We start from the raw sequence: 26467 nt of genomic DNA on the forward strand, positions 1-26467 counted from the left end.
GCTTGGTCGGACGTTCTTCCGTGATCGACATCCGACTGGGGATGTTCGGGCCGGAACGCTATCGGTGCCCGGCTTCGGATGCGCTCAAGGCCCGCGGAATGCGACCGGCCCGGTCAGCCGCGTGGAAGCCCGAAGCATTGGAAACGTTCACCAACGGCCCGTTCATGGCCGCGCTCGACCAGATCGAACTGCCGGACGACGACGCAGACTCGAACAGGTCCAACAAACCCGCTCACGACGGGGTGCACCTGTGGACCCGACATGCCCTCCGGATGTACGAGACGGCGTTCGCCGACAGCTCGGAACTCCAGCCGGCCCCACGCCCCTGGGGCTACCGACACCGCGGCTCGCGGGGTGACGGGTCGGTGAGCACGGAGTACCGGATCAGTGTCTGGGGGCGTTGCTTCGAGTCGGTGGACGGCCGACTGCGAGAACTCCGGCTCCCGGTGAACCGCCTACGCTGGCGCACGGATGCCGAGCGGGCGATCGCAGCCTTGGTCGCGGCGGAAGGCGAGCCTGACGAGCGATTGGAGCGCGTCCGAGTGATGCAGTTCGCGCTCTCGGACGGGCGGACCGAGAAGCTGTTCGACGGCACCCGGGCAGAAGCGCTGGCCCTCTATCGGCAGGACGGAGCGCCCGCGGTCCGGTCGCTCCTGGACCGTCCGGAGTATCGGCCCGGATCTGCCTGCGTGTCCTGCCGGGTGGCACCCGTCTGCCCTGCGCTGCCGCGAGCCCCGGGATTGCTCGGGATAGCCGATCGCACCCGGCCACGCCGGAGCTGGTCCCCGACCACGGGCCGCGGGCACAGCTCTTGCCCGGCGCGCGGCTACCTCCGCGGCTTGCGCCTCCCGGTGGACGACTCCGTCGAACGCAGTGCCGCGGCCGAGCGCGGACGCGCCGTCCATGCTTTCCTCTCCGCCCGGCACAGCCAGGAGCAACGGACGCCGTGCACCTCCGATGTACCCGCCGACTGGGTCCCCGACGGTTACCGGCTCCCACAGTCCGAGCGTCTCCTCGGTGCCCGCCTCCTGCGTCATCACGCCGAGGTGTGCCCGCTCCGCATCGCCGATCCGCAGTCCGAGAGGACGCCGGAACCCCTCCTGGTGTTCGACGACCCCGCAGCCGATCTGCTGGTGCTGACGGAGCCCGACCTGCTGTACCGCGAACGCGGCTCGTGGGTATGGCGTGAGACCAAGACCTCCGCTGGCAGGAGGATGCCGCGCGACCTGCTCTCGGCCTACCCTCAGCTGGCGCTGGCGGTGAGGATCATCGCCAAGGGCATGCTGGCCGCCGACCGGGTTGAGCTCGAACTGCTACGCCCCGGCGGCGTGGACCTCCGGAGCCTCGACCCGTTCGCGCCGGAGACCGTAGCCGCAGCCGAAGCGGTGCTGCGCGATCAGGTCACCAGCTGGCACCAGGAGCGACTGTTCGAAGCAACGCCGAGCGCGGAGTGCGACAGCTGCGAGATGGCGCGCTGGTGCTCGGCACGCCGACTGTCAGAGCCTTCACAGGAGGCGCCGAAGTGAGCCCGGACTTCGAACTACTGGCGGCGGTGGCTCGCGGCGTGCTGGACCTGAGCGACGTTCCCCGTCCGGCGGCGCTCCGGCTCCCGTACCCGACGAGCACTCAACTAGCCTTCGATCGTGTCGTGTGGACATGCCTCAAGCAGGACCGGCCGGCACCCCTGAGCGTTCCCGATCTGCTGTCCCGCTGCCGGGACCTCCTCACGACCTGGCCGCTGGCACTCCCGCCAGGCGTCCTTACCGATGACGCCCGGCTGATCGACCGAGGCTCGGCCGAGCCGACCCGAACCTGTGCCGAACTCGCCTCATACGGCCGCCTCGGCAGACTCGAACAAGGCGCCGACAGAGTAATCGCCGATCTCGCCGACGCCTGCGGGGCCCCCGAGCGGTTCGCCTCCTGTCGGGACTTCCTGATCGCGCACCCCGTCATCCTGAACCCTGACAGCTCCAAGCTCATGCGTCCGGCCACCATCCGCACCTGGCGACTGGTTCGGGAGCTGTACGAGCCGGTGCCCGAGAACTTCTCGACCGACCACACGGTCTCCACCTGCACAGAGTGCCTACTTTTTGCCAAGCCGACAGAGGGCGCCGGGGCGTGGTGCGAGGGAGAGTGCAAGAAGCCGCCCGGAGGGCTCGAGAAGGCGGAGGTGCCCAAGCACCCGATCGCCCTCCCCCGCGCTGTCCGGCTCTTCCTCACCCTCCCCGCCCGCACCGAACTGGCCTTGCGCGAGAAGCTGGCTGGTTGGTCCGGGCTTGTTCCGACGGGGACGGGCAGCCTCCGACTCGTCCACGAGAACGGGACGGGCAGGGCCGTCCGGGTGCTCGACCGTGAGCAGCCGGCGCTGGCCGCGTTCAGGGCCTCCGAGTTGGCCACCCTCGAAGACTCCCCGCTCGATGTCGTGATGCCCGACGCAGTCGTCGACCGACCGGGCTACCGGAAGGCCTTCGACCACAACCTTCCCGATGGCGCCCTGGTGCGGCTCAGATCCGTCAGCGAATTCACAGCTCCGTATCAGAACGACCGACCCGGGAGAACTCGTGCGTAGCACTGCCAAGGCCCTGCACCAGGTGGTGCGGGAGCTCCGCTCCAGCAGCTCTGCACTGCCGCGCCGCAAGCTGGTCGACCTGTGTGAGATCGAACTCGGCCTGTTCCTCCAGGAACAGCTCACTCCCGGTGCTCCTGCCGCGGAGGGCTGGACCCTGTTCAGCGGCTATCCGTTCGCTCGTGAGCGCGACGACATCTCTGACCGGCAGGAGCACATCCGTCGCACCGCGCGCTACGCCCTGTGGACCTGGGGGCGCCGACTGGCCTGGTCCGAGGCGCTGAAGGACTACCAGCAGCAGGACCGCCAACTCAGAGCCTTCGACGTACCGGACCTGAACGCCCCCGCCGTCCGCCGTCCGTCGCTCTCCGTGGCGGAGGACCGGTGGGCCTCCTACGAGCGCCTGCTGAACCAGGCGCCGCCGTTCACCGGAGAGCCGGCCACCTTCGCCGCCCCCGGCCGGTACGCCTTCCCCATCGGCCGGCACCTGACCACCGTGCTGATCCCGGAACATTCAGCCCCCACTCCGCCCGGTCACGACCTCGGACGGCTTCCGGTCCATGCGGGCAGGCCGCTGACCTTCACGTGGAAGAAGCTGATGATCACGGCTGCGACCATGGACGCCCGGAAACCGGCCGGCTGGCTCACCCGCTTGAAGGCGATCCGGCTGTCCACACGCCGCCGCGGAGGCTTCCGTCCCGCCCGCGACTTCTCCGTGTCCGGCATCGAGCACCTGCTCGGGATCGTCGGAGCCGGCAAGAGCACGCTTCGGGACGTCTTGGCCGTGCACCTCGCCGGGCAGGGACGGAACCTGACGGTGGTGGTCGGCGACGTCGCGGAGCAGCTCAAACTGGTCGAGCTCTACAACACCCACGTTCCCGCCTCCGCCGCACCCGTCCTCGGCGCGACGGGCCGTCAGCAGCACGCCGAACGGCTCCACCGAAGGACCGCAGGACGCGGCGAACCCAACCTGCTCGCCCACCTGGACCCCGGCTTCCAGTACCTGAGCACCTCCTGTGCTTTGAACGCGCTGCGCCACGCCGACGGCCACCCCGCCGACGACCTCCTGGGATTCGGCGAAGCACCGTGTACCAGGCTCCAACCGCCCAAGAAACGCGAGGTGGACCCCGACGACCCGTGGACCCCCTACCGGACTGCCTGTCCGTTCTGGTCCCAGTGCCCGCGCCATCACGGGCCACGGTCCCTGGTCGACGCGAGGATCTGGGTATCCACCCCGCCCAGCCTAGTGGATACCCGTGTCCCGCACCCACAGAACCCGGAGCGCATCCGCTACCTCGAACTCGCCTGCCGACGCAGCGACCTGGTGATCGTCGACGAGGCGGACCGGGTGCAGATGCAACTCGACCGCATGTTCGCCCCCGCCATCCCACTGCTCGGCGGTGGCCCCGATACCCGCTCGTTCCTCGACGAGGTCAACCAGCACCGCATCCGGGAGCTGGCCAGCGCCGGACGGGTGCAACTATCCGATCGCGACGTGGAGAACTGGTCGGCGGCGGTGAACACCACCCAGGCTGCCGCAGACCGGCTGGTGGCGATGCTGGTCCGCGACTTCGACCTGCGCAAATGGGTCCGAACCGGCTACTTCAGCGCCGGAACCCTCCAACTGCGCCTGCTGGAGGAACGCTTCCCCCTGCCGGAGGACTACGACGGCCAGGCTGGGCCCCCAGCCGAGGACCCGCACCGGGAACCGCGGAAGCACCTGATGGAACTCCTGGACGCCTTCCGGGACAACCCGTTCGGGGACCGGCGACCGCCCAAGGACGACACCCTGCCACTGCTCGGGTTGCTCGGAGAACTGCTCCACACCAACTACCGCGAGCACACCCGTGCCCGGCTGCGGGAGGTGGTGTGCGACCTCTTCGAGATCACCCCACTCCTGGGGGAGGAGGAGGCGAACCAGGACCGGTACCGCGAGCTCAGGTCACTGGTGAACGGGAACCGGGACACGTCGGCAGGGCAGCAGGAGAGTGCTGGCAAGAACACGAAGCGACGGCGACGCGCTCCCCTTCCCGAGGACTCGGACGACTGGCTGGATGCCCTGCTCGACCGGTTCGAATTCACCCTGCTGCTCAGCGCTCTGGAGCCCAAGCTCGCCCTGATCAACACCATGTGGCCGCGGGTCGCGGACGCACTCAGCCTCGGCTTCAACGAGATGTACCGTCGCCCCCTCGACTACGCGCCGATGGTCCCCGAGTCCCCGATGGGCAATGTGATCGGGTTCCAGTTTCTCCTGGAGGGGCGCGACGAGGGCGGTGTCCGCAGCGGCGAGCTCCGTTTCTTCCGCTGCAGCGGGGTGGGGCGTGAACTGCTGCGCGCCATGCCGGACCTACCTATGGTGGACGGCTTGCCGGGGACCAACGTCCTGCTGATGTCTGGCAGCAGCTGGGCCGACAAGTCCAGCCGCTACCACGTTCCGGTACCGATCGGCACACTGATCGAACCCGACCCTGCGGAACTGGAACGGATCGCCGACCAGAGCGAGTTCCGCTTCGAGTTCGTTCGAGAGGCCTGTGCCTGCCCGACGCGGTGCACATGCGACAGTCCGAGCGAGGCCCTGCGGCTTTCCGGAGCGCCGATCGACCGGCGCGAAGACGTGCTGCGCCGGATGGCCACCGAGCTCGGCCGCAACGACCGAGGCCAGGGGCGCCTCCTTCGGGAACTGCATAGACTACCGGAACCCCGTCGGCACATCCTGCTCCTGGTCGGCAGTTACGACGAGGCCGCATTGGTGGCGGACACGCTGCACACACTCAACGAGCGTTGGCGCGGCAAAGTCCGGCGGCTGGTGTCCGACGACGACCCGGATGCCGCCGGCCGTCCACTGGACGACGAGCACCACGCCCCAGTACTGCGCCGCGGTGACGTCGAGACGCTCGCCGCCACGGACGCCGAGATCTTGGTGGCGCCGCTGCTCGCGGTGGAGCGCGGGCACAACATCCTCGCCGTTGACAGCAAGGAGGCCGCCATCGGCTCAGTCTACTTCCTGGCCCGGCCCAACCCCCGCCCTGACGACCTCGGCCTCGCGGTGCACGCGATCAACGACTGGATCGTCCGGCTGATGGACGGCACCGGGTTCTCCGATCTGGTGCGCGGCGCGCCCACCCTCGGTCTGGGTGCGCGTAGATTCCGCGACGCCGCCCGGTCCAAGTGGTTCCACGTCCTCGCCAGGAGCATGGCCTGGAGTCACCTCGACGAAGAGGACCGCGTCCAGGTCACCTGGGACATGCTGGTTCTGATCTGGCAGGTCATCGGCCGCTCCGTCCGGGGCGCGGTACCCACTCGGGTCGCCTTCGTCGATGCCGCGTTCGCGCCCTGCCTGGCAGCGGCCGACTCAACCGGGCCCACCGACACGCCGAAAACGAGCCTGCTGTACAGCATCCGCGCCGTGCTCACCCCCTACTTCGGCCCGGACAGCACCGAGCCGGAGGCCGAACGCCGCATCGTCCAGGCCCTCTACCGGCCGCTGTGGACCGCTCTCAACCGCTGCCTGACCGAAACCACTGAAGGGCGAGGTTCCGCATGTACCCACTGATCCACCAAACCGCCTACGAGCCCGACCCCGATCACGGGCCGTGGTTCGAGCAGTTCCGCGTGATGTATTTCCCCGAGGAGTGGCGCACCGAGTTCCTGGACCTCTACCACCGCCGACGGCACCGCCGGAGCGAGCCCCCGGGCCTGCCGATCCGCAGGCTCAACGCCCTACTGAGGGCCACCGCACCCGGTGTACTGGCAACCGGCCGGGGGGCAGGGTCCAGCTCCGAGGTGCCGTGGTTCTACGCCACCGATGACCAGCCAGCCGAGTTGGTGGCCCCGCTTCTGGCCTCCTGGGTGATGACCCTGTCTCCTGGTACGGACAAGGATCCGGTACGGGCCGCCGGGCACGAGGCCGCGCTCGACCGCGCCCTCGCACTGATCGACGAGGTGACCCCGGGCTGGCGCGACGAGAGCGTCGACCTCACGGCCACGGAAGTCTCCGCAGGCGGCACCGCCGAGCCCGACCGACGGCTCTACCACCTGCTGCCGGAGCGGATCGGCGCGTTGCTCGCGGCCCGACCGCTGCTGATGGACGGTGCCGAACTGCGTTTCCGCCAGGTCACCCGGGACCAAGGGGTGGAGCTGGTCAGCTGGCCGCCGCGCACCTATACCAAGTACAAGCGCACCTGGTACTACTCGGCGCTGGTGACGGTCACCGTACAGACCGCACCCTTCACGGATCGTTTCCGGGTGCACGTCTCGTACGGCGTGCGGCGCTGGGTCACCGACTCTCCGGTGAAGCTGCAGAACGGCAGTGGGGCAACCGTCCTTCTCGACGCACCGATGCCCTGGGCCGAGACTTCCGACCGGCGCCACCGGCTCGCCGTCAACTCAATCTCCCTGGACCGGACCCTCCGCGTGCCCGTGTGGAGCAGGCAGAGCCTGGTCGACCTCCTGCCGGAACTGGACATCCAGCACGTGTACCCGAAGCCCGCCGAGCTGACCGGCGAAGCAGCCGAGTGGCTGGCAGGCCGGGACGGGGTGGCTGCCGGCATCCTCTACGACACCGGCTTCGGCAAGCACGGTGTGGGCGCCGGCCTGATGCCGCTGGAACGAATGCTCCTCGACCGGTGGATCGAGGAGGGCATCCGCCCGTTCCTGCGCCGGGTACCGGCCCTCGAACGGGTGCACCGCCGATCGAACCCCAGACTGCTCGCCACCTCACACACCAAGGACCCAGGGAAACTGGCCGAACGCGCACGGCTACGCGTCGAGGCCAGGCGCGCCGCCATCCGCACGGTACTCGACGGCCAGCCGCTGTCCGTGGACGTGGTCTGGCAGACCGAGGAGACCCGGGACGGACTCGTCACGGCACTGCGCCAATGGCTCGACCTCCCGCCTGCTGTCCCCGATGCGGACGGCACGTACGAGTGGCACGCCGACGAGCTGTGTGTGGTGCTCCGTGCCCGTCCGATGGAGTCTCTCGGCAGCGCCATCCGAGTGGTCCGGGAGACTGGCCTCTCGCGCGCCCAGTCGGTGGCGTCGGCCGTTCGGGAGCGCGCGGCACGAATGACCGCCAGGCTTGGCGCGCACCGGAAGACGGCCGGAATCGCATTCGTGGAGATCCTCGGACGCGACCGTTTCCCGGCAACCGATACCGATCCCAAGTCGGCACTGCGTCTCGGGTGCGCTGGAGCCGGGCGGGTGAGTCAGTTCATCGTCGTGCCGGAGGACGCTGACGGCCCACTGTCCGAACGGGCCGGCTCTGCGGTCGCGGACGGGATGCGCCAACTCGGCGCAATGGTCCCTCCCGAACAAAAGCTCGACAAGGCCCTGACCGACGACATGCAGTACCTGGCGCTCTGGCACGTTCGCCATCAGGCCAGCGGCTCCACCCGGCAGGCCAGCCGTCACCTCGTCGCACTACGCATCCGCCCGCGCGACCCGGTGCACCCCGTCCAAGGCTGGGACGAGGCCAAGAAGCGCTGGGTCCCGTACGCCCGGCTGCTGCTCACCATTGCTGCCTCCGGCGCCACTCCGACCCACCGAGAGGAAACGGATCGGACCGGCACAATGGCGGCGGAAACCCGCTACGAGGCCGAACGGCAGATCAGGTCACTGCTCTACCAGGTCCGGGACCGCCCTACCCTGTTGCTCGCCAACAGTGGCAACCTGCGCAAGGTCTGGCCTGGCCTGAGCAATGGCCAACTGGTCAAGGACAGCCTGGTCTTCGACGGAGAGCGCCCCGCCCGGCTCTCACTGTTCGGCACCGACCTGCGCGTGGTCCTGCTCCGGGACGCTAACAGCCGCGAGGAGACCGCCGAGTGGTACGCCCCAGGGGCCCAGGAGGACGACACCCCGGGGGTGTCCATCGGACTGTGGGCGCCGCAGGACGCCGATCCGGACAACCGGGTCTTCACCAGCACGGTCGGGAAGCCGCCGACCGCCGGAACGGTCCGTACTGACCTGCGCAAGATCGTCCCGACCACGCGCTGGCCACACGGCCCCGCAGCCACTGCCTGGAACCCGCAGGCACTTGAGCTCACCGTGCTCGGCTGCCTCTCCGAACAGGCTCTGGAGCAGACCCGTCGGACCGACTGGCCCGCGGACCGGACCGCGCTTTTGGCCGCCGCCGTGCATCAGTTGCGTCTCCACGACGAGTACCATCCGCTCTCCCGGCCGCTGCCGCTCCATCTCGCCAAGCTGGCCGAGCAGTACGTCCTGCCTCTCGCCGCAGAGGCGATGCCGACGGCCGAGGCGGCAACCAGCGACGACGTCGAAGCCGGTAGTCCGTCAGTGGAGCAATAACACCAACCGGTCCGTCACCGTCCCTGCTTCTGGCCAACCGCCCTGCGGGCAGCCGGAAGCAGGGGACCGCGCTTGCCTTGATGCGCGGATGAATGCGGCATAGGTCCCCTCCTGTTCCGCCTGGCACCCACTGGGTGAACTTCAGGCATAAGGATCGCGAAGCGGCCGCGGTTCCCGTACACCTCGAACGATGGCTTCGGGAAGGTCCGAGCCAGCGGTGTAGTAGCGCCCCTGGGCTTCACCCCTGGCTGTAAGCCAGCCTGTGCGGACGAGTTCGCGAATGTCGCGTTGGGCCTGCTGCTCGCTGAGCTCGGCGTCGGCCTGGTAGGTCGCGCGGCGCAGGCGGTTGCCCATGGCCGCGGGGTAGAGGGCGTAGAGCATGCGGTCGGGCCAGCCGCGCTGCTCGACGGCTTCATCGAGGGCGGTCCAGACCTCGCGGGTGGTGTTCACCTGGCGCTCGACGCTCTGGGCCTGCTGGTGGTGGGCGCGCAGGCAGAACCGGATCCAGGGCAGGGTGTCGCGGTCGGGGGTCCAAACGGGGCCGCCGACGTCGGCGAGGATGTCGTAGTAGCGGTAGGTGTTGCGGGCCCGGCCGAGCCATTCCTCGATGCTGGAGAACTCCGGCGCCATGATCCCCTCACGGGCCAGGACCAGGGTGTGCAGGGCGCGGGACATCCGCCCGTTGCCGTCCGACCACGGATGGATCGCCACCAGGTTCAGGTGCGCCATAGAGGCCCGCACCAGTCCCGGCGCGTTCAGGTCGCCCTCGTTCAGCCACTCGACCAGCTCGTCAGTCAGTACTGCCAGCTGCTGGGCATCAGGGGCGGTGTACGCGGCGATGGTCGGGTCTTCGGCGGAGGTGACGTACACCGGCCCGGTACGCCACCAGCCGGGCCGTTTGATCAGGTGGTGGCCCTGCATCATGAAGTGCAGCGCGTTGAGCAGGCCCTTGCTGTAGGCGAAGTCGTCGCCCGCTTCGGCGAGGCGTTGGATGTAGGTCATCGCCTGCCGATAACCCTCGATCTCGGCCGTGACGGTGTCGTTCGCCTCGATCGGCGCTTCGCCGACCATGATGTCCTCAACGTCCGACACGCTCGCGGCGTAGCCCTCGATCGTGTTCGATCCGGCGATCGCCCGCGCCGTGAGGTTACGCCGCAGCTGCCCTTCCCAGCGACGTGAAGTGCGCAGATGGAGACGCAGCCGGTCGCGCATCTCGTCGATCTCCGCGAGGACGGACTGGTCGATGTCCTGCAGCGATGGCACACCATAGAGCATGAAGCAATGACACCATGACGGCATCAAACAAGCAAGGTGAATCGGCGCAACCATGGTGCATGAGTACTTCAACGCACCCCTGGAAATCAGCCACCCCGGACCCGTTCAGCGAGATCACCACCGCCGCCCCTCCCGCTCCGCCGAGTGCCCTGCGCTCGCAATACCGCACTTCACCACTCACCAACCTCCGCCCGCCGGCCAGCCAGGCCACCCCGGCGCAGACGCAGGCATGGGCCAGCTTCCTGGCAGGGGCCGTCCACAATGGACTCGACCCGACACTGGTCACCCAATGGCTGACCATCCTGGCCGACGCCACCGGCAGCCCCGTCCTCCCGTCTTTGGCCTCCATGCCGTTGGGCGACTATGTCAACCTCCGCCTCCCGGTCATCCTGACCGGCCTGGAAAGCACCACACACGCCCCCTACCTCGCCGGCTGTCACCTGCGGATCGAGCCCGAGCTCGGGCAGCTCCCCCTCCGCCTGATCACCACCGCTCTCATCACTGCGGCGGTTCTCGGCTGGATCGCCGATGGCTGCGGCCGCTCCACGATCAAGAACACCCTCGCCATGCTCTCCCGCATCTTCGAGCAGGCCATCGTGGACGGCATCCTCGAACGCAACACCGCCCACATCACCGGCTGGCAGCGCGAATACCAGCAGGTCGAAGACGAACTGCGGGACCCCCGCTCCCTTGCCCTGCGCAACTGGGACGCCCTCACCGAACTCGCCGATGCCCTGGTCGCGGCCTCATACAACCGCTATCGCGGATGGGGTGATGTCGTCGTCCACAGCGCCTGCACTGCCACACGGATCGGCGAGGTCTCCGGAGTCCGGGCCCGCGACGTCGATACCGACAAGTGGCTCCTGACCTGCCGCCGACAGACCACCCCCGCTCCCGGCGGCCTGGTCGACAAGCACACCAAGGGTAGGGTCGCCCGCCTCATCCCGATCATCGAACCATTGCGCCCACTCATCATCAGGCGGCTCCAAGCGACGCGAGGCGACCCGGACGCCCGCCTCTACACCGGCCCGCGCGGCGGTCGCATCAGCACCGCTGTCCTGCGCGACGCCACCCACTGGGACGACGTCACCCGGAACCTCGGCTATGAACACCTGCGCCACACCGGCCTGACCTGGATGGCCGACGCCGGCATCCTTCCGCACATCCTCAAGGAGATCGCAGGCCACCGGCTCATCACCACCACCCAGCGCTACTTCCACCCCGACGCGCTCCGGATCCTGGAAGCCGGCCAAGCCCTCACTCATCACCTCGAGAAGCTCCAACGCGACGGCCAGATCACCCGCCGCTGGTAACACGCCGTAACTGCCATCGCCTCGAAAATGGCCGCTGACAAGCCGCTTCGATGCTGCCCGAGTCACACCACGGCAAGCAGTAGGCGCCAGAAAGGCCTTAGAAATGCCCCGATATGAACCAGTTTTACCCACTTGACCCGCGACCGACGCACTTGACCGAAGGTCAAGTGCGCCGCCACGCCTCGCTCCAGCAAAACGACAGGAGATCTCTCACTTCACCTTGAGATCGAAGAACAATCCACACACCAGCCACCCGAGCAACGGGTGGCGACGGACCTGCGGCCAAACCTGGGGACCATTTTGGGACCGCCCGGGATCAAGAAACGGGCCCCAAAAACCAGTAAGAGCGGGCCCTTGGTTTCCCAAGTACCCGCTCCCACAACCGACTTCACAGTCGGGACGACAGGATTTGAACCTGCGACCCCTTGACCCCCAGTCAAGTGCGCTACCAAGCTGCGCCACGTCCCGTGGTCTCGGCACCTGAAGCGAGAGCCTGAGGGGCTCTGCTGTGGGCTTCTCGACCTTGTCTCCGGTGTCCCGGCGACGTGGAAAACAATACAGCACGTCGGGGGGTGCTCGCTGCCAGGTTCGGGGTGGTGGGTCAGGGGGTCGGGTGGCGGGCGTCGTAGGCGAGGAAGGCGGGGCGGCGGGCGGCGAGGAGGAGGACGGCGGCGACGCAGGCGAGGCCGCCGGTGATCACAGAGGTGGCGGGATTGGAGAGGGCCGCGACGGTGCCGGACTCGAAGTCGCCGAGGCGGGGGCCGCCGGCGACCACGACGATGAAGATCCCCTGGAGGCGGCCGCGCATCTCGTCGGGGGCCGCGACCTGCATCATCGTGTTGCGGAAGATCATGCTGACGGTGTCGGCGCAGCCCGCGACCGCGAGCAGCAGGAGACCGAGCCAGAGGTTGTGGAGGGCGCCGAAGGCCGCGATGGCCAGGCCCCAGGCGGCGACCGCGGCGAGGATGGCGATGCCCTGGCGGCGCACGCGGCCGACCCAACCGGAGAACAGCGCTCCGACCAGGGCGCCGACGGCCGGGGCGGAGGCCAGCAGGCCGACGGTGCCGGCGTCGCCGCCGTAGAAGGTGACCGCGATGGCCGGGAAGAGGGCGCGCGGCATGCCGAAGACCATCGCGGCCAGGTCGGCGAGGAAGCTGGTGCGCAGGTTGGGCTGCTCGCGCAGGAATCGGAGGCCGTCGAGGACGGAGGCGCGGCCCTTGCGATCGCCGAGCGGCCGCATGGCGGGCAGGCGCCACATCGCGTAGAGGGTGGCGGTGAAGGCGACGGTGTCGATCAGGTAGGCGGCCTGGACGCCGTACGCGCCGATGAGGACGCCGCCGAGCATCGGGCCCACGGTGAGGCCGAGGTTCATGCTGACGGTGTTCAGGGCGTTCGCCGCCGGCAGCTGGTGGCTCGGCACCAGCCTGGGGATCATCGCGGAGCGGGCGGGCGAGCTGAGTGCGAAGAAGCCGGCCTGGACGGCGACGGCGGCGTACAGGACGGCGACCAGGCCGAGGCCGGCGAGCGCCTGCGCGGCCAGGACGGCCGAGACGGCTGCCAGGCCGGCGGAGCCGATCAGGCCCAGCCGGCGTCGGTCGACGGTGTCGGCGATCGCGCCGCCGTAGAGGCCGAAGACGACGAGTGGGACGAGCGAGAAGATGCCGACCAGGCCGGTCGCGAAGGCGGAGCCGGTCAGATCGTAGACCTGGACGGAGACGGCGACGGCCGTCATCTGCTGGCCTATGGAGGAGACGGCCTGCCCGGCCCAGACCCGACGGTAGTCGGGGTGGTCGCGCAGCGGGCTGAGGTCGGCGAACGCCCGGCGGTACCAGGGTGAGTCGGGGACGGCCCCCGGTTCTGACCCGTCCCCCGGTCCGGGATCGGATTCGGGCTCGGCGGAGGAGGATGCGGGGAGGGCGGAGGGCGAAGGAGGCGTGGACGGCGAAGGGACGGCGGACGGGGTGGACGCGGGGGACGGGGTGGAATGTTGATTGTTCGACATAGTCCCCCATGCTCCGCTCCGCTCCGCCCCCGACCCGCCTCGCACCGGCCCCGGGACCTCCGGCCCACCTCCCGCCGACCACCCGCCCGGCGCCCTGCGCCCTGCGCCGCGTGACCGGGCCGCCGTCCCCCGCGCAGGGGGACCGCGCCCGCAGCCGCTACCGGCTCAGCACCTGCTTCTCCCCCGCCTCCACCGCGAAGTCCAGCCGGTTGCCCGGCGGCGGAAACGGGCAGATGAAGAAGTCCGAGAAAGCGCACGGCGGCAGGTAGGCCCGGTTGAGGTCGAGGACGGTGCGGCCCTCCGCGTCCGGCGCCGGCAGGGTGATGAAGCGGAAGCGGTAGGTGTCGATGCCGCTGGTCCTGTCCGCGATCACACCGCTGAGCAGCTCGCCCGACCGGCTGACGGTCAGCGTGCGGTGCTCACCCGCCACGGTGAAGGCGACCTGCCCGGTGACGGCCAGCGGGCGATCCCGGCCGTCGGCGTTCGGGACCACGACGGACCGCGTGTCGCCGTCCTCGAACGGGGTGAACACGGCGGGAACGGCCCACTCGGGCGCGTACGGGTAGGCAGAGATGCCCGCGAAGGCACCCCGGCGCGGCGCGGCCGGGTCGAAGACCCGCAGGGCCAGCTCGCCCTCGCGCTCGATCGGGACGAGCAGCAGGTCGCCCAGGGTGGCCGTGTCGGCGGCCGGGTCACTGTCCGGACGGAGCAGCACGTCCCCGTCCACCGGTGTACCGGCACCGTCGACCGTGATGCCGGCACCAGCCGCCGCCCGGACCCGGACGCCCTCGGCGTCGGCCCACCATCGCCCGGGCAGGCCGGGGATCTCGGTGGGCTTGGGCTCCAGCCAGTGCGTGCCGGTGAGTGCGAGCTGGCCGTGCGGCGCGCTCACCGACGCCGCCCGGCCGTCACTCCAGTGCTTCCAGTCCTCCGCGGCCGTCGCCGTCATCGGTCCACCCTCCCGGTCTGTCCGCGGACGGCCCGCCGTTCGGACCGCCCGTCTCGATCATCCACAACGCCGTCCGTGCGGACGGATCATTCCCGTCGGCCCGAAGCCGCCGAAACTGCAACACGGCGGCAACGCACCGACACGGGACACAACACTGGGCACACCACGGGCCACGGACTCGCCTACCCGTCGCGCCGCTTCAGCGGCCGGAAGAGGCCCTCCTGCACCACCGACACCACCAGCTGCCCGTTCCGGTCGAAGATCTGCCCACGCGCCAGACCGCGCGCGCCGTGGGCGATCGGGGACTCCTGCTGGTAGAGCAGCCAGTCGTCCGTCCGGAACGGCTGGTGGAACCACATCGCGTGGTCGAGCGAGGCCATGTCGAAGTTGCGCTCGCCCCACAGCGGCTCGACCGGGGCGCGGACGGCGTCCAGCAGCGTCATGTCACTGGCGTAGGTGAGTGCGCACACGTGGATCAGCGGGTCGTCCGGCAGCGAACCGTTGGTGCGCAGCCACACGCCGCTACGTGCCTCGACGCCCGCCAGTTCCTCCTTCGTCCAGCGCAGCCGGTCGACGTAGCGGATGTCGAAGGGCTGGCGGCGGCTGATGAACGGGGGCAGCTCGCCGAGCCGGGAGCCGACTTCGTCCAGGGCACTGGGCAGGTCTTCGGGGGCGGCGACGGACGGCATCGGGAACTGGTGCTCGATGCCGCCCTCCTCGGGCCGGTGGAAGTCGGCGGTGAGCGCGAAGATCGACCGGCCGCCCTGGATCCCGAGCACCCGGCGGGTGGTGAAGGAGCGGCCGTCCCTGATCCGGTCGACCTGGTAGACGATCGGCAGGCCCGGCGTCCCGGGGCGCAGGAAGTACGCGTGCAGCGAGTGGACGGGGCGCGCGTCGTCCACCGTGCGCCCCGCCGCGACCAGTGCCTGCCCCGCGACCTGGCCGCCGAACGTCCGTTGCAGCGCTTCCTCGGGGCTTCGCCCACGGAAGATGTTGAGTTCGATCTGCTCAAGGTCGAGCAGATCGACAAGGTCGTCGACGGGGGTACCCATGCGCACGCTTCCTCTCCGGACTCCGAACGAATTCTCCAGCTCACTCGAATCCTCTGGCGACCCGGGTCATTCCCGCGCAGCACGCCGGAACTCCTAGTTCACTCGAACGAGTAGTCGAGTCAGCGAACAGATGACGGACGGAACGAGAGCACGGCGATGGACGGAAGAGCGGCGAAGGGCGCCTCCGGCTACGCGCCCAGCCCCGACTCCCGCACCGTGATGTTGAGCCGCCCGACCAGTCCCAGCGCCGGGTCCGCCGTCCCCGGCAGCGTCCGCACCACCCCGTGGTACGCGAACCGGGCCGGTCCGCCGAACACCAGCAGGTCCCCGCTGCGCAGTTCCAGGTCGGTCCACGGCCTGGTCCTGGTCTCGGTGTTCCCGAGCCGGAAGACACAGCCGTCACCGAGCGAGAGCGAGACCACCGGGGCGTCCGCCCGCTCGTCGCGGTCCTGGTGGAGGCCCATCTTCGCGCCGTGCGCGTAGTGGTTGACGATCGCGATGTCCGGCTCGTACGACGCCGCACCCGCGACCTCCCCCAGCGCGGGCCCGTACGCCTCGGCGACGGCCCGGTGCGCAAGCGTCCCGAGCAGCGACGGGAACGGCTTGACCGGCGCACCGTCCTCGGCGACCCGCCGGTACCCGTAGGGGTACCAGTGCAGGCCGAGGCTCACCATCCGTACGGACATCATCCCGCCGGTGGGCATCCGCACGGTGTGCAGGCCGGCCGGCGGGCGGGCCCACTCCCGACAGGCGGCGACCAGGCGGCGTTGCGCGTCGAGGTCCAGCCAGCCGGGGAGCAGGACGGCGCCGGGGGCCGGCTCGGAGCGCTCGCGCGCACCCGCGGACCCGCTCGGGTCACCGAACAGCTCTCCCTGGATCACCCCACCATCCTCGCGCACCGCCCTGCCCCGGGCCCAGCCCCACCGCCGCGAGCGGACGGCACTCCGGGCGCCCGGCCGAACGCCGCGGATCGCTGCGAAACACCGCGAGACGCCGACGGCCGCTCCCCCGTCCGGCGGAAACCCGCGTGACGGTGGAGCGGCCGTGGCAGCCGAGCACGTCGGTGCCCGCTCGGGGCACCGGAACGGTGAGGGCCGAGCAGCCGATGTCAGCTGCGCAGGAGGCCTCGGGCGTCCGGGAAACCTCAGATGCTGAGGGTCTGGCCCGGGAGGATCAGGTCCGGGTTGCCACCGATGACCTTGGCGTTGTTCTGGTACAGGTCGTGCCAGTCCAGGCCCTGCGCGGCGGCGATGGAGCTCAGGGTGTCACCGGCCTTGACGGTGTAGTCGCCCTTGGCGGCCGGCTTGGCGTCGTTCGAGCGGTTCCAGGACTTGGCGCCCTGGTCGGCCTTCGGCGCGGACTTCTGGGCGTCGGCCTTCTTCTGGACATCGGCCTTCGGCGCGGCGGCCTTGGGCGCGGCGTCGTTCTTCGGCGTGGCCTGGGCCTTGGGGGCGGCCTTCGGGGCCTCGGCCGGCTTCGCGGCCGGAGCCGCCGGCTTCGGGGTCTGCGCCGGCTTGGCGGCGGTCGAACCGGTGCCGGCACCGGTGGTGGAGCCCGCCGAGGTGTCGACGGCGGCCGGGGTGCCGCCCTTGGTCAGGCCGGCCTTGACGGAGCAGACGGGCCAGGCGCCCGGGCCCTGCGAGGCGAGGACCTTCTCGGCGACGGCGATCTGCTGCGCCTTGGTGGCCTGGTTGGCCTGCTGGGCGTAGGCGGTGCCACCGAAGGCTGCCCAGGTGCTGGAGGTGAACTGGAGACCGCCGTAGAAACCGTTGCCGGTGTTGATGGCCCAGTTGCCGCCGCTCTCGCACTGGGCGACGGCGTCCCAGGTGGAGACGGATGCGGCGGAGGCCGAGGTGGCCGTGACGAGGCCGGCCACCGGCAGGGCCGCGACAGCGGCGCCCGCCACGACAGCCATCCGGACGCGGTTGCGCTTGGTGGCGGTGGAGGTGGTGGCAGCGGCGTTCTCGTTACGGAAGGTCATGAGGTTCCTCTCGACAGCCCCGGGCGGACATGCGGAACCAGGCCCTGGAAAGGGCCGCGATCGCTTGCCGCGTCCGTCGGGCGGCCGTGCACGTGTCGGACGTGCCGCTGCCGCCCCTGGCCACCCAGCCGCTCGCCGACGACCTGTTCGAGCGTTCGCGTCGGCGGGCACCTGCCACGCCCGGCGGGCCGGGGGGCGGTGCGTCGGGGGTGAACCCGGGTGGCGCTCGTTGCGCCGACCAAGAAGCTACGAGCCGTTCGGCGGCGAAGCCAAAACTCCGGCGGTCTGCCCAGCTCAGCCAAGGGTTACCGGCGGTAAGACCCACGTAAACATGTCCGAAATGTCGGACTTAGCCATCGATTCCTAGATCAAACATCCAGTTCACGTGACTCACCTCACCGTTCCAATCCGGCAGTCCCGACACGAACATCGACAGATTGCGACCACGGGAACACGCCTCGCGGTCGGATCCGGGGCAATTCCCGTCAGCATCGACGGGCACCCGTGACGCCTGACACAGGTGCCCGTTGGGCATGGCGACCTCCCCGCGTCCGCCCCCGAACCCCATCCGCACCCATCCGAGGAGACCCCTGTGCCGCGCATGCTCGACGTCAGCGACGAGGTCCGGTCCGAGATCGGCGACGACGAGGCCGACCGCCTGCTCGGCGGCGACCGCGCCCCCGACAGCTACGAGTGCACCTCCTGCCGGACTCCCGGCGACACGCACGTGGAGCCCACCAGCACCGTGCTGTTCGTCGGCGAGGAGACCGCCGTCCTCGCCTTCGCCCACGCCCGCTGCATCCCCTCCCAGGTCGTACCGGTCTCCGAGGAGCAACTGGTCGGCGCCGTCCGAAGCATCAGCCAGTCCCAGTCCGGTGCCCAGGACCTCGCCGTCCCCACCGCCGTGCCGGCGGCCCCGGCTCCATCGCCCGCCACCCCCGCCGGCCCCGCCCGCACCCAGCCGACCGCCCCCGGCCAGGCCGCCATCCTCGGCATCACCTGCGGGCTGGTCCTGCACGGCAAGGCCGGGCACGCCTCGCTGGTGGTCGAGCCCACCGGACCGGTCGGCCGTCCCGGCAGCACCTCGGGCGAGGACGAGTTCCTCGACCTGCTCCAGGACGCCGGCTTCCAGCCCGTCACCGACCTGGACGAGACCCCGGAGCAGCTGCCCGGCTGGTCGGTCCTGGTCGCGATGGGCAAGCTGCACGCGGTCCTCCAGCCCTCCGCGACCGGCGGCAGCACCGGCTGGTGGCAGGCACACCAGCCGCTCCAGGTCACCGACGCCTGGCGAATGGCGGCGAGCCAGCTCTCCGAGGTGACGATGTACGCCGTGCCGGCCGGGCTGGTCGGGCGCCAACCGCGCGAGGACCTGCTGCGCCAGGCCCTGGAGCGGGCGGTGGCACTGGGCCAGGTGGTCGCCGCGTCCCTGCCGCTCGCCGGCACCTGATCCACCTCCGTGCCCACGACGCGCCGGAAGGCGGCCGCCCACCCCACGGCCACCTTCCGGCGTCCCACGTCGGCCCCTGCCCCGGCGTCACACATCGACCGCACCCCGGCGTGCCGGCGCGCCCGCCCGCCTCGCGCTCCGGCGCGTCGACGCACCCACGCCCCCACGCCCCGCATCCCCCGCCCCTCTCGCTCGTTGGCCCCTACGTGTACAGCTACGACGTCTCCGCGTCCCCCGGCCGGTCCGCCACCGCTTCCCGCTCGATCCCGGGCATGCGTCCGTCGTACGACGCCGAACACCCGCACTCGGCCACGCCGATCTACGACGAGCTGTACTCGGAGTACCGGCGCCTCTTCCGCGCCCTGCCCGGCGACCGCTCGGGCGAGGAGGACCTGAAGTTCACCGGCTTCGCGGTCCGCGACGGCTACCCGCTGCCCGGCGAGCAGCGCCCGTACCCGCCCCAGCAGCAGGCGTTCCACACCCTCGCGGGCCAGGTGCCAGGCCTCCCCCAGTTCATGCCGGGCTCCCAGCACCATGGCTCCGGCCCCACCGGCGGCCAACAGCACGGCCATTCCGGCAGCCACCTCGGGGCCCATGCCGGCGCCCACGCCGGCAGTCACGCCGCGGGGGCCCACGGCGGCGGGGCGCACACCGGAGGGCCGCACGGCGGAGGAACGCACAGCACCGGTTCGCACGGAACCGGTCACCACCGCGGTCACACCGCCGGCCACGCCGAGCCCGTCGCCTCCACCGGCGACGCCCTCGGCCACGGCACCGCGGCCCCTTCTCCGGCCCAGCCCGCGGTCCCAGCCGCCCAGTTCACCAACGGCCACGGCTGGGTGGCGGCCGGCTATCTCGGCGCCGCCCCGCACCCGATGCCGGTACCCGCGCCCGCACCGCCCGCGCCACCCGCGCCCTCCCCGGTGATGGGTACGGTCACCGGTCTCACCACCACCCGGCCCACCGGCGGCCGCCACCGCCAGATGCTCTCCCTGCCTCCGGGCCCGACCGGCGACCACCGCTGACCCCTCGGGCGACCACCGGCGCCCCCGCCGAACGCAGGGAGGGCCCCGCCATGGTGGCGAGGCCCTCCGGTCGCCGGTCAGAGGACCGGCCACTCCTGTCTACTTCTTCTTGCGCTTCTCCCGGACCCGCACCGAGATCGAGATCGGCGTCCCCACGAAGCCGAACTCCTCACGCAGCCGGCGCTCGACGAAGCGCCGGTAGCCGGCCTCCAGGAAGCCCGAGGCGAACAGCACGAAGCGCGGCGGACGGATGCCCGCCTGGGTGCCGAACAGGATGCGCGGCTGCTTGCCGCCCCGGATCGGGTGCGGGTGGGCGGCGACCAGCTCGCCGAGGAAGGCGTTCAGGCGCGCGGTCGGGATACGGGTCTCCCAGCCCTCCAGCGCGGTCTCGATCGCCGGGACGAGCTTCTCCATGTGCCGGCCGGTCATGGCCGAGACGTTGACCCGCGGGGCCCACTGCACCTGGACGAGGTCGCGCTCGATCTCGCGCTCCAGGTAGTAGCGGCGCTCCTCGTCCATCTGGTCCCACTTGTTGTAGGCGATGACGACGGCGCGCCCGGCCTCGACGGCCATCGAGATGATCCGGGTGTCCTGCTCGGCGAGGGTCTCGCTGGCGTCGATCAGGACGACCGCGATCTCCGCCTTGTCCAGCGCGGCCGAGGTGCGCAGCGAGGCGTAGTAGTCCGCGCCGGCGGTCAGGTGGACCCGGCGGCGGATACCGGCGGTGTCCACGAACTTCCAGGTCTTGCCGCCGAGTTCGATCATCTCGTCGACCGGGTCGCGGGTGGTGCCGGCCAGCTCGTTGACGACGACGCGCTCCTCGCCGGCGACCTTGTTCAGCAGGCTGGACTTGCCGACGTTCGGCCGGCCGATCAGCGCGACGCGGCGCGGGCCGCCGGGGGCGGCGTCGCCGAAGGTCTGCGGCGGGGCCTCGGGCAGCGCGTCCATGACGGCGTCCAACAGGTCGCCCGAGCCGCGGCCGTGCAGGGCGGAGACCGGGAACGGCTCGCCGAGGCCGAGCGACCACAGGTAGGCGGCCTCGGCCTCGGTGGACGGGCCGTCGACCTTGTTGGCGCACAGGACGGTCGGCTTGCCCGCCCGGCGGATGATCTTGATCAGGGCTTCGTCGGTGTCGGTGGCGCCGACCGTGGCGTCCACCACGAACATCACCGCGTCGGCCTGCTCGATGCCCAGCTCGGCCTGGGCGGCGACCATCGCGTCGATGCCGAGGACGTCGATCTCCCAGCCACCGGTGTCGACCACCTTGAAGCGGCGGCCGTTCCAGGTGGCCTCGTAGGTGACCCGGTCACGGGTGACGCCCGGCTTGTCCTCGACGACGGCCTCGCGGCGGCCGATGATGCGGTTCACCAGGGTCGACTTGCCGACGTTCGGGCGGCCGACGACGGCCAGCACCGGCAGCCGGACGTGCTCGGCGCCGTCCGCGCCGTCGATGCCGTCGAGGTCGAAGCCCTCTTCGGCGGCGAGCGCCATGAACTCGGCGTAGTCGGCGGCGTCCAGCTCGCCGTGGTCGGCGGCGGAGTGCTCTGCGGTCATGTTCGTCTGTTCCGTTTCCCGGCCCGGCCCTTCCCAGGGGCGTGCCGTGCGTACCTGCCCCGCTCGGGGCAGCGCGATGGTTGTCTCCGCGGCACCTCGACGGCCCGCGGTTCGCTCGATGGTCGGCCCGACCGGCGGTCGGACCTGTTCTGCCGGTTCGGCTACGGCCGGGCCGGCTGTGGCCCGTCCGACTGCGGTCGAACCCGCCCGGACGGCCCGACGCCGGTCGCACCGGCGCCGGCCTGCTCCACGGCGGTCAGACCGAGGACAGCCCGGCCCGCTCCTCCACCAGCCCGGCGATCCGGTCGATCACCTGCTCCAGGGTAAGGGCACTGGTGTCCACCAGGACCGCGTCCGCGGCCTGGGTCAGCGGGGCCGTCTTCCGGGAGGAGTCGGCGGCGTCGCGGCGGGCGAGGTCGGCGGCCATCGCGGTGATGGTCGCCTCGTCCACGCCCTTGGCGCGCAGCTCGGTCGCCCGGCGCGCGGCCCTGGCTTCCTCGGAGGCGGTCAGGAAGACCTTGACGGTGGCGTCCGGGAACACCACGGTCCCCATGTCCCGGCCCTCGGCGACGATGCCGCGCTCGGCGACCTCGGCGCAGCCGCGCTGCAGCTCCACCAGCCGGGACCGTACGGCCGGCACCGCGGCCACGGCGCTGACCTGCGAGGTCACCTCGGGGCCGCGGATCGGGCCGGACACGTCCTGGCCGTCCACCGTGATGGTGGGGCCGTCGGCGTCGGTGCCCGAGACGATCACCGGCTTGCCGCACGCGACGGCCACCGCCTCCGCGTCGTCGATGTCGACCTCGTTGGCCAGCATCCACCAGGTCATCGCCCGGTACATGGCGCCGGTGTCCAGGAAGCTCAGGCCCAGCCGGGCGGCGACCGCCCGCGAGACGGTCGACTTGCCGGAGCCGGAGGGTCCGTCGATGGCGACGACGACCGGGGCGTGCGCTCGGTCGGCAGTGTCCACGGGCGAACCTCTCTCTGAGCATGGGAGCCGGAGCCTGGGCAGGCGAACGGCCGGGGAGTGTCTCTCTCAAGGTTAATGGACCGCCGACGTGACACATTCCGCGCCGTCCGGCTCGACCGGTCGATCCTGATCAGTCGGCCCCGAACAGTCAGTCTCGACTGGTTGACTCCAACTAGTCGACATCGACCAATTGCCACTGACCATCCGCCCGGCCTCGGCGTCGGCCCTGCCGCTACTCCACCCTCTCCAGCACCGCGGTCCCCAGCCGCGGCCTCAGATACTCCCCGTCCCGCTCGATCCCGAGCACCCCGCCGACCAGCACCATCGGCACCTCCCGTCCGAGCACCTCCCACACGAACGGCACCTTGGACACGTGCGAGGGGAAGTCGTTCACCTCGAACGCCTCCTGGTGGTACTCGCGGCCCGCCGCCTCCCGCCAGTCGAAGGAGCGCCGCAGCCTGGGACCGTCCGGTGTCTGGGTGTGGGCGAGGAAGGCGGTGAGCCAGCCGGTCACCCGGGGCCCTCCGGACATCGAGCGCCACTTGAACAGCGAGCGCCAGAAGTCCTCGTCCACCGGCCCGCCGCCCGCCGTCGCGGCGATCTCGTCCACCACCGGCCGCAGCTGCGCGAACCACGGCGCCAACCAGCCGAACCGCTGTGCCAGTGCACCCACCCCGGCCGCCAGCCGCGCCCAGTCCCCGGCCGTGCCCTCCAGCCGGACTCTCGGGATGCCGCAGCGGGTCTCCCAGCGGAAGTCGTAGTACGGGCTGACCACGTCCATCAGCGCCACCAGGGCCGAGGAGATGTCGTCCGGCGTCGTGGTGGAGAAGTCCGGCCGGAAGAGGTCGACCAGTTCCGCGCCGACGGCCGCCACGAGCGGCTCCCGCACCAGCCGGACCGAGCGCGACCAGTCCGACCCCACCCCGACCGCCGGCCCCGACCAGTCCGGCCCCGCCCCGACCGGTCCCGACCAGACCGCCGCCGCCCCCGCCAGGCCGTCGTCCCGCACCACGATCGGCGCCCGGCGCCCGCCGACCGCGCGGAACAGCGCCCGGTACCGCGGCGGGTACATCCGCACGTGCACCGCGACCTCGTGCACCACCGCGTACCAGAGCACGTCCGGGGACAGGCTCAACGGCAGGTGCTCGGCGAAGGCGGCACGGGCCGCCCGCAGCAGCAGGCTGACGGTCGGCTCGGGCTCGGCGAACTCCGGGTACAGCGGTACGGGCCTGGGCCGCTCGTACATCGCCTCGACGCTGCGGTGTCGGAGCAGGAAGCGCTCGCCCAGCACCGCCCGCAGGAACCGCTCGTTCCCGAAGTCCACCGGATCACCGGCGAACCCGTGCCTGGTCTCCCCCAACGGCAAGTCGATGATCACACCCGCCCCCTCCCCTGGCCGCCCGCCCGGACCGCCGCCCGAGGCCTCGGCCAAGGCCCCCTCGGACCTCAGTCCCGGACGCTCCAGCCGCTCGCCCGCAGCGCCTTGGTCAGTCGCTTCACCGCCGTCGGCGCCACCGACAGCTGGACGAAGCCGACCTGCTGCCCGGTCGAGTGCTCGATGACGACGTCCTCGATGTTGACCCCGGCCTCGCCGACCTCCCCGAACAGCCGGCCCAGCTCGCCCGGCTGGTCGCCCAGCACGACCGCCACGGTCTCGTACCGGGTGGGCGGCGCGCCGTGCTTGCCGGGGATGCGGGACTGGCCGGTGTTGCCGCGCCGCATGACCGCCTCGATCCCGGCCGCGCCCACCCGGCGCTCGTCCTCCTCCACGGCCTCCATGGCGCGCAGCGCGGTGACGGTCTCGCCGAGGTCGCGGGCGACCGCCTCCAGGACGTCGGCGACCGCGCCCGCGTTGGCGGAGAGGATGTCGACCCACATGCCGGGGTTGGAGGCGGCGATCCTGGTGACGTCGCGCACGCCCTGGCCGGAGAGCCTTATGGCGGTCTCGTCGGCGTTCTCCAGTCGGGCCGCGACCAGCGAGGACACCAGCTGGGGGGCGTGCGAGACCAGGGCGACGGCCCGGTCGTGCTCGGCGGCGTTCATCACGATCGGGACCGCGCCGCAGAGCGCGACCAGCTCCAGCGCCGCGTTGAGCGTCTCGGTGTTGGTGTCCGCGGTCGGGGTGAGCACCCAGGGGCGGCCCTCGAAGATGTCGGCGCGGGCGGCCAGCGGGCCGGAGCGCTCGCGGCCGGCCATCGGGTGACTACCGATGTAGTGGACGGTGTCGCAGCCGAGTTCGGCGATCTCGCTGCCGGGGCCGGCCTTCACACTGGCGACGTCCGTGTACCAGTGCGCCAGGTTGCGGTGCTGGCAGTCGGCCAGCACCTTGCCGACCAGAGCGGGCGGGACGGCGATGATCGCCAGATCCACCTGGCCGTCGACCGGGTCGGTGGTGCCCGCGCCGAGTGACTCGGCGGTGCGGGCGGCGTCCGGGTCCGCGTCCTCCAGGTGGACGGTCAGCCCGCGGGCGGTCAGCGCGAGCGCGGCGGAGGTGCCGATCAGTCCGGTGCCGACGACGACGGCAGTGCGCATGGCGGGTCGCTCTCCTCATCACGATTCTCGACAGGTGCCGGGACCGTCCGGGAGCACCCGCGCCCCATCCTCCCTCATCCGCCCGGCCCAAGTCCCCACCTCTCGCCCGGCAACCGGAACGACACCTCCGGCAGCTTCCGGCGCCGGCAACCGCGCCGGGCCCGCCCCCGTCCCACACAGTGCACACGCCGCACCCGCGAATCCGGGGACGCCCGCCCCGAATCCGGGCAGACTGGCCGCCCGGGAACGGGGAAGGCGCGGGCAGCGCGACACACGGCATACGGCACACGGCACACGGCAGGCGAGCGGACACGACAGTCGGGCCAACGGAGCAGAGACGCGCGGGCGACCCGGAAGCCCGCGAAGTACCGGCACCACCAGCGCCGTACAGCGGGTGGGACGCGGCACGCACCGCACAGCGGGCGCCACACGAACGAAGGGGTTGCGCATGGACGATCAGCACAGCGGCCGGAACGGGCAGTCGAAACCACCGGCCGTACCGGCCCACCCGTCGGTCCTGGAGTCCGTCGTGGTGTACGCCGAGGGCGCGGTGTGCCGACGACGGGCCACCGTCCCGGTCCCGCCCGGCGGACGACTGCGGCTGACCGGTCTGCCCGCCGCCGTGGACGGCCGCTCGCTGCGCGCCCGAGTGCTCACCGGACCGGCCGGAACCGCGGTCACCGAGGCCCGGCTGGAACTGCTCGCCGAACTCCGTGAGCCGGAGGAACTCCACGACCTGAAGCGGGCGCTGGACGAGGCCACCGAGCACCGCAGCACGCTCGCCGAGCGCCGGCGGCTGGTCCTGGCCGCGATCGCCGAGACCACCGCGCTGCGCGCCGTCCCGCCGCAGCGCCGCCGCGAGGAGCCGCTGCGCCGCACGCCCGCCGACGCCTGGCTGGAGCTCGCCGACTTCGTCGACGAGCGGCTGACCCGGCTCCAGGAGCGCGCCGAAGAGCTCACCCAACAGCTCGAACTAGCGGACCACGAACGAGATTTGGCTGCCGACCGACTGGAGCGGGCGTCCACCGCCGACCTGGCCGAGCCGATCGGGACCAGCACCACCGTCCTGCTCACGCTCACCACCGGAACCACCCCGGAACGCAGCCTTGAGGACAACACCGGGGACAACACCGGGGACACCGCCGAGGAAAGCCCCGAGAGCGCCTCCGACGGCACCCACCCCGGCCTGGAACTGGAACTGGAGTACGGCGTCCCCGCCGCCCGTTGGGTGCCCGCCTACCGTCTGTCCTACCGGACCGGCGCCGACACCGCCCACCTGGTCCTGCGTGCCGCCGTCGCCCAGCGCACCGGCGAGGACTGGACGGGCGTGCGCCTCGCCCTGTCCACCGCGGACCTCGACCGCCGCACCGACCTGCCCCGGCTCGCCTCGCTGCGGATCGGCCGCAGCCAGCCCGCCCCGGCCCCGTCCGGCTGGCGCGAGCCCCCGGCCGGCCTGACCGACCTCTTCACCGGTTACGACGCGGCCGGCGCCGGCCGC

The 26467-nt window shown here is 71.2% G+C and carries 18 protein-coding genes and 1 tRNA gene; 8 read left to right on the forward strand and 11 right to left on the reverse strand.

What is annotated here, in order from left to right:
- Positions 1-20 precede the first annotated feature (20 nt).
- The 4 genes from BU198_RS43155 to BU198_RS41470 are packed head-to-tail and all read left to right on the forward strand — an operon-like array spanning position 21 to position 8869.
- Positions 21-1526 (forward strand): PD-(D/E)XK nuclease family protein, encoded by a 1506-nt coding sequence (locus BU198_RS43155; protein ID WP_317620536.1) that lies wholly within the window; start codon positions 21-23, stop codon positions 1524-1526.
- Positions 1523-2569, forward strand: coding sequence for a hypothetical protein (locus tag BU198_RS41460; protein ID WP_188301870.1), 1047 nt, complete (start codon positions 1523-1525; stop codon positions 2567-2569). The genes BU198_RS43155 and BU198_RS41460 overlap by 4 nt, the downstream gene beginning before the upstream one ends.
- Positions 2562-6119 carry a hypothetical protein gene (locus tag BU198_RS41465; protein ID WP_188301871.1) on the forward strand — a complete coding sequence of 1186 codons (3558 nt, stop codon included), beginning with the start codon at positions 2562-2564 and terminating at the stop codon, positions 6117-6119. The genes BU198_RS41460 and BU198_RS41465 overlap by 8 nt, the downstream gene beginning before the upstream one ends.
- Positions 6107-8869: a pPIWI_RE module domain-containing protein gene (locus BU198_RS41470; protein ID WP_188301872.1), complete on the forward strand. Its 2763-nt coding sequence runs from the start codon at positions 6107-6109 to the stop codon at positions 8867-8869. The genes BU198_RS41465 and BU198_RS41470 overlap by 13 nt, the downstream gene beginning before the upstream one ends.
- Before the next feature lie 141 nt (positions 8870-9010).
- Here the strand turns inward: BU198_RS41470 and BU198_RS41475 are convergent, their stop codons facing one another.
- Complete coding sequence (locus tag BU198_RS41475) at positions 9011-10144, reverse strand: Fic family protein (RefSeq protein WP_188301873.1); 1134 nt, start codon at positions 10142-10144, stop codon at positions 9011-9013.
- A gap of 14 nt (positions 10145-10158) precedes the next feature.
- Between BU198_RS41475 and BU198_RS41480 the strand changes: the two genes are divergently transcribed.
- Positions 10159-11457, forward strand: coding sequence for a tyrosine-type recombinase/integrase (locus tag BU198_RS41480; RefSeq protein ID WP_223245628.1), 1299 nt, complete (start codon positions 10159-10161; stop codon positions 11455-11457).
- A 394-nt stretch (positions 11458-11851) separates the two neighbouring features.
- Here the strand turns inward: BU198_RS41480 and BU198_RS41485 are convergent.
- The 6 genes from BU198_RS41485 to BU198_RS41510 all read right to left on the reverse strand — a co-directional run bounded on the left by BU198_RS41485 (position 11852) and on the right by BU198_RS41510 (position 17441).
- Positions 11852-11925 (reverse strand) — tRNA-Pro (locus BU198_RS41485).
- A gap of 133 nt (positions 11926-12058) precedes the next feature.
- Positions 12059-13459, reverse strand: coding sequence for an MFS transporter (locus BU198_RS41490; protein ID WP_188301874.1), 1401 nt, complete (start codon positions 13457-13459; stop codon positions 12059-12061).
- A 157-nt stretch (positions 13460-13616) separates the two neighbouring features.
- Positions 13617-14408, reverse strand: coding sequence for a DUF1684 domain-containing protein (locus BU198_RS41495; protein ID WP_188301875.1), 792 nt, complete (start codon positions 14406-14408; stop codon positions 13617-13619).
- Positions 14409-14590: 182 nt separating this feature from the next.
- Positions 14591-15460: an acyl-CoA thioesterase gene (locus BU198_RS41500; RefSeq protein ID WP_188301876.1), complete on the reverse strand. Its 870-nt coding sequence runs from the start codon at positions 15458-15460 to the stop codon at positions 14591-14593.
- Positions 15461-15648: 188 nt separating this feature from the next.
- Complete coding sequence (locus BU198_RS41505) at positions 15649-16338, reverse strand: alpha-ketoglutarate-dependent dioxygenase AlkB family protein (protein WP_411293294.1); 690 nt, start codon at positions 16336-16338, stop codon at positions 15649-15651.
- 266 nt (positions 16339-16604) lie between these two features.
- Positions 16605-17441: a transglycosylase family protein gene (locus BU198_RS41510; RefSeq protein ID WP_188301877.1), complete on the reverse strand. Its 837-nt coding sequence runs from the start codon at positions 17439-17441 to the stop codon at positions 16605-16607.
- A 592-nt stretch (positions 17442-18033) separates the two neighbouring features.
- On the opposite strand from BU198_RS41510, the gene BU198_RS41515 reads away from it, so the two are divergent.
- Positions 18034-18888 carry a hypothetical protein gene (locus tag BU198_RS41515; protein ID WP_188301878.1) on the forward strand — a complete coding sequence of 285 codons (855 nt, stop codon included), beginning with the start codon at positions 18034-18036 and terminating at the stop codon, positions 18886-18888.
- A 272-nt stretch (positions 18889-19160) separates the two neighbouring features.
- A complete protein-coding gene (locus tag BU198_RS41520; protein ID WP_188301879.1) occupies positions 19161-19913 on the forward strand; it encodes a hypothetical protein in 753 nt (250 codons plus the stop codon).
- Between the two features lie 99 nt (positions 19914-20012).
- Here BU198_RS41520 and der read toward each other — a convergent pair whose 3' ends face one another.
- The 4 genes from der to BU198_RS41540 form a co-directional block, all read right to left on the reverse strand.
- Entirely contained in the window at positions 20013-21467 is a 1455-nt protein-coding gene (gene der / locus BU198_RS41525) for a ribosome biogenesis GTPase Der (protein WP_188301880.1), read from the reverse strand.
- A 256-nt stretch (positions 21468-21723) separates the two neighbouring features.
- Positions 21724-22437, reverse strand: coding sequence for a (d)CMP kinase (gene cmk / locus BU198_RS41530; RefSeq protein ID WP_188301881.1), 714 nt, complete (start codon positions 22435-22437; stop codon positions 21724-21726).
- 232 nt (positions 22438-22669) lie between these two features.
- A complete protein-coding gene (locus tag BU198_RS41535; protein WP_188301882.1) occupies positions 22670-23815 on the reverse strand; it encodes a DUF4419 domain-containing protein in 1146 nt (381 codons plus the stop codon).
- Between the two features lie 68 nt (positions 23816-23883).
- Positions 23884-24969 (reverse strand): prephenate dehydrogenase, encoded by a 1086-nt coding sequence (locus BU198_RS41540; protein ID WP_188301883.1) that lies wholly within the window; start codon positions 24967-24969, stop codon positions 23884-23886.
- A gap of 448 nt (positions 24970-25417) precedes the next feature.
- Here BU198_RS41540 and BU198_RS41545 point away from each other — a divergent pair.
- Positions 25418-26467 (forward strand): DUF4139 domain-containing protein (locus tag BU198_RS41545; RefSeq protein ID WP_188301884.1); only part of this gene is annotated, 1050 nt, incomplete at its 3' end.

The sequence above is a fragment of the Streptomyces sp. CBMA156 genome, assembly GCF_014596515.1.
In the GTDB taxonomy this organism is placed as follows: domain Bacteria; phylum Actinomycetota; class Actinomycetes; order Streptomycetales; family Streptomycetaceae; genus Kitasatospora.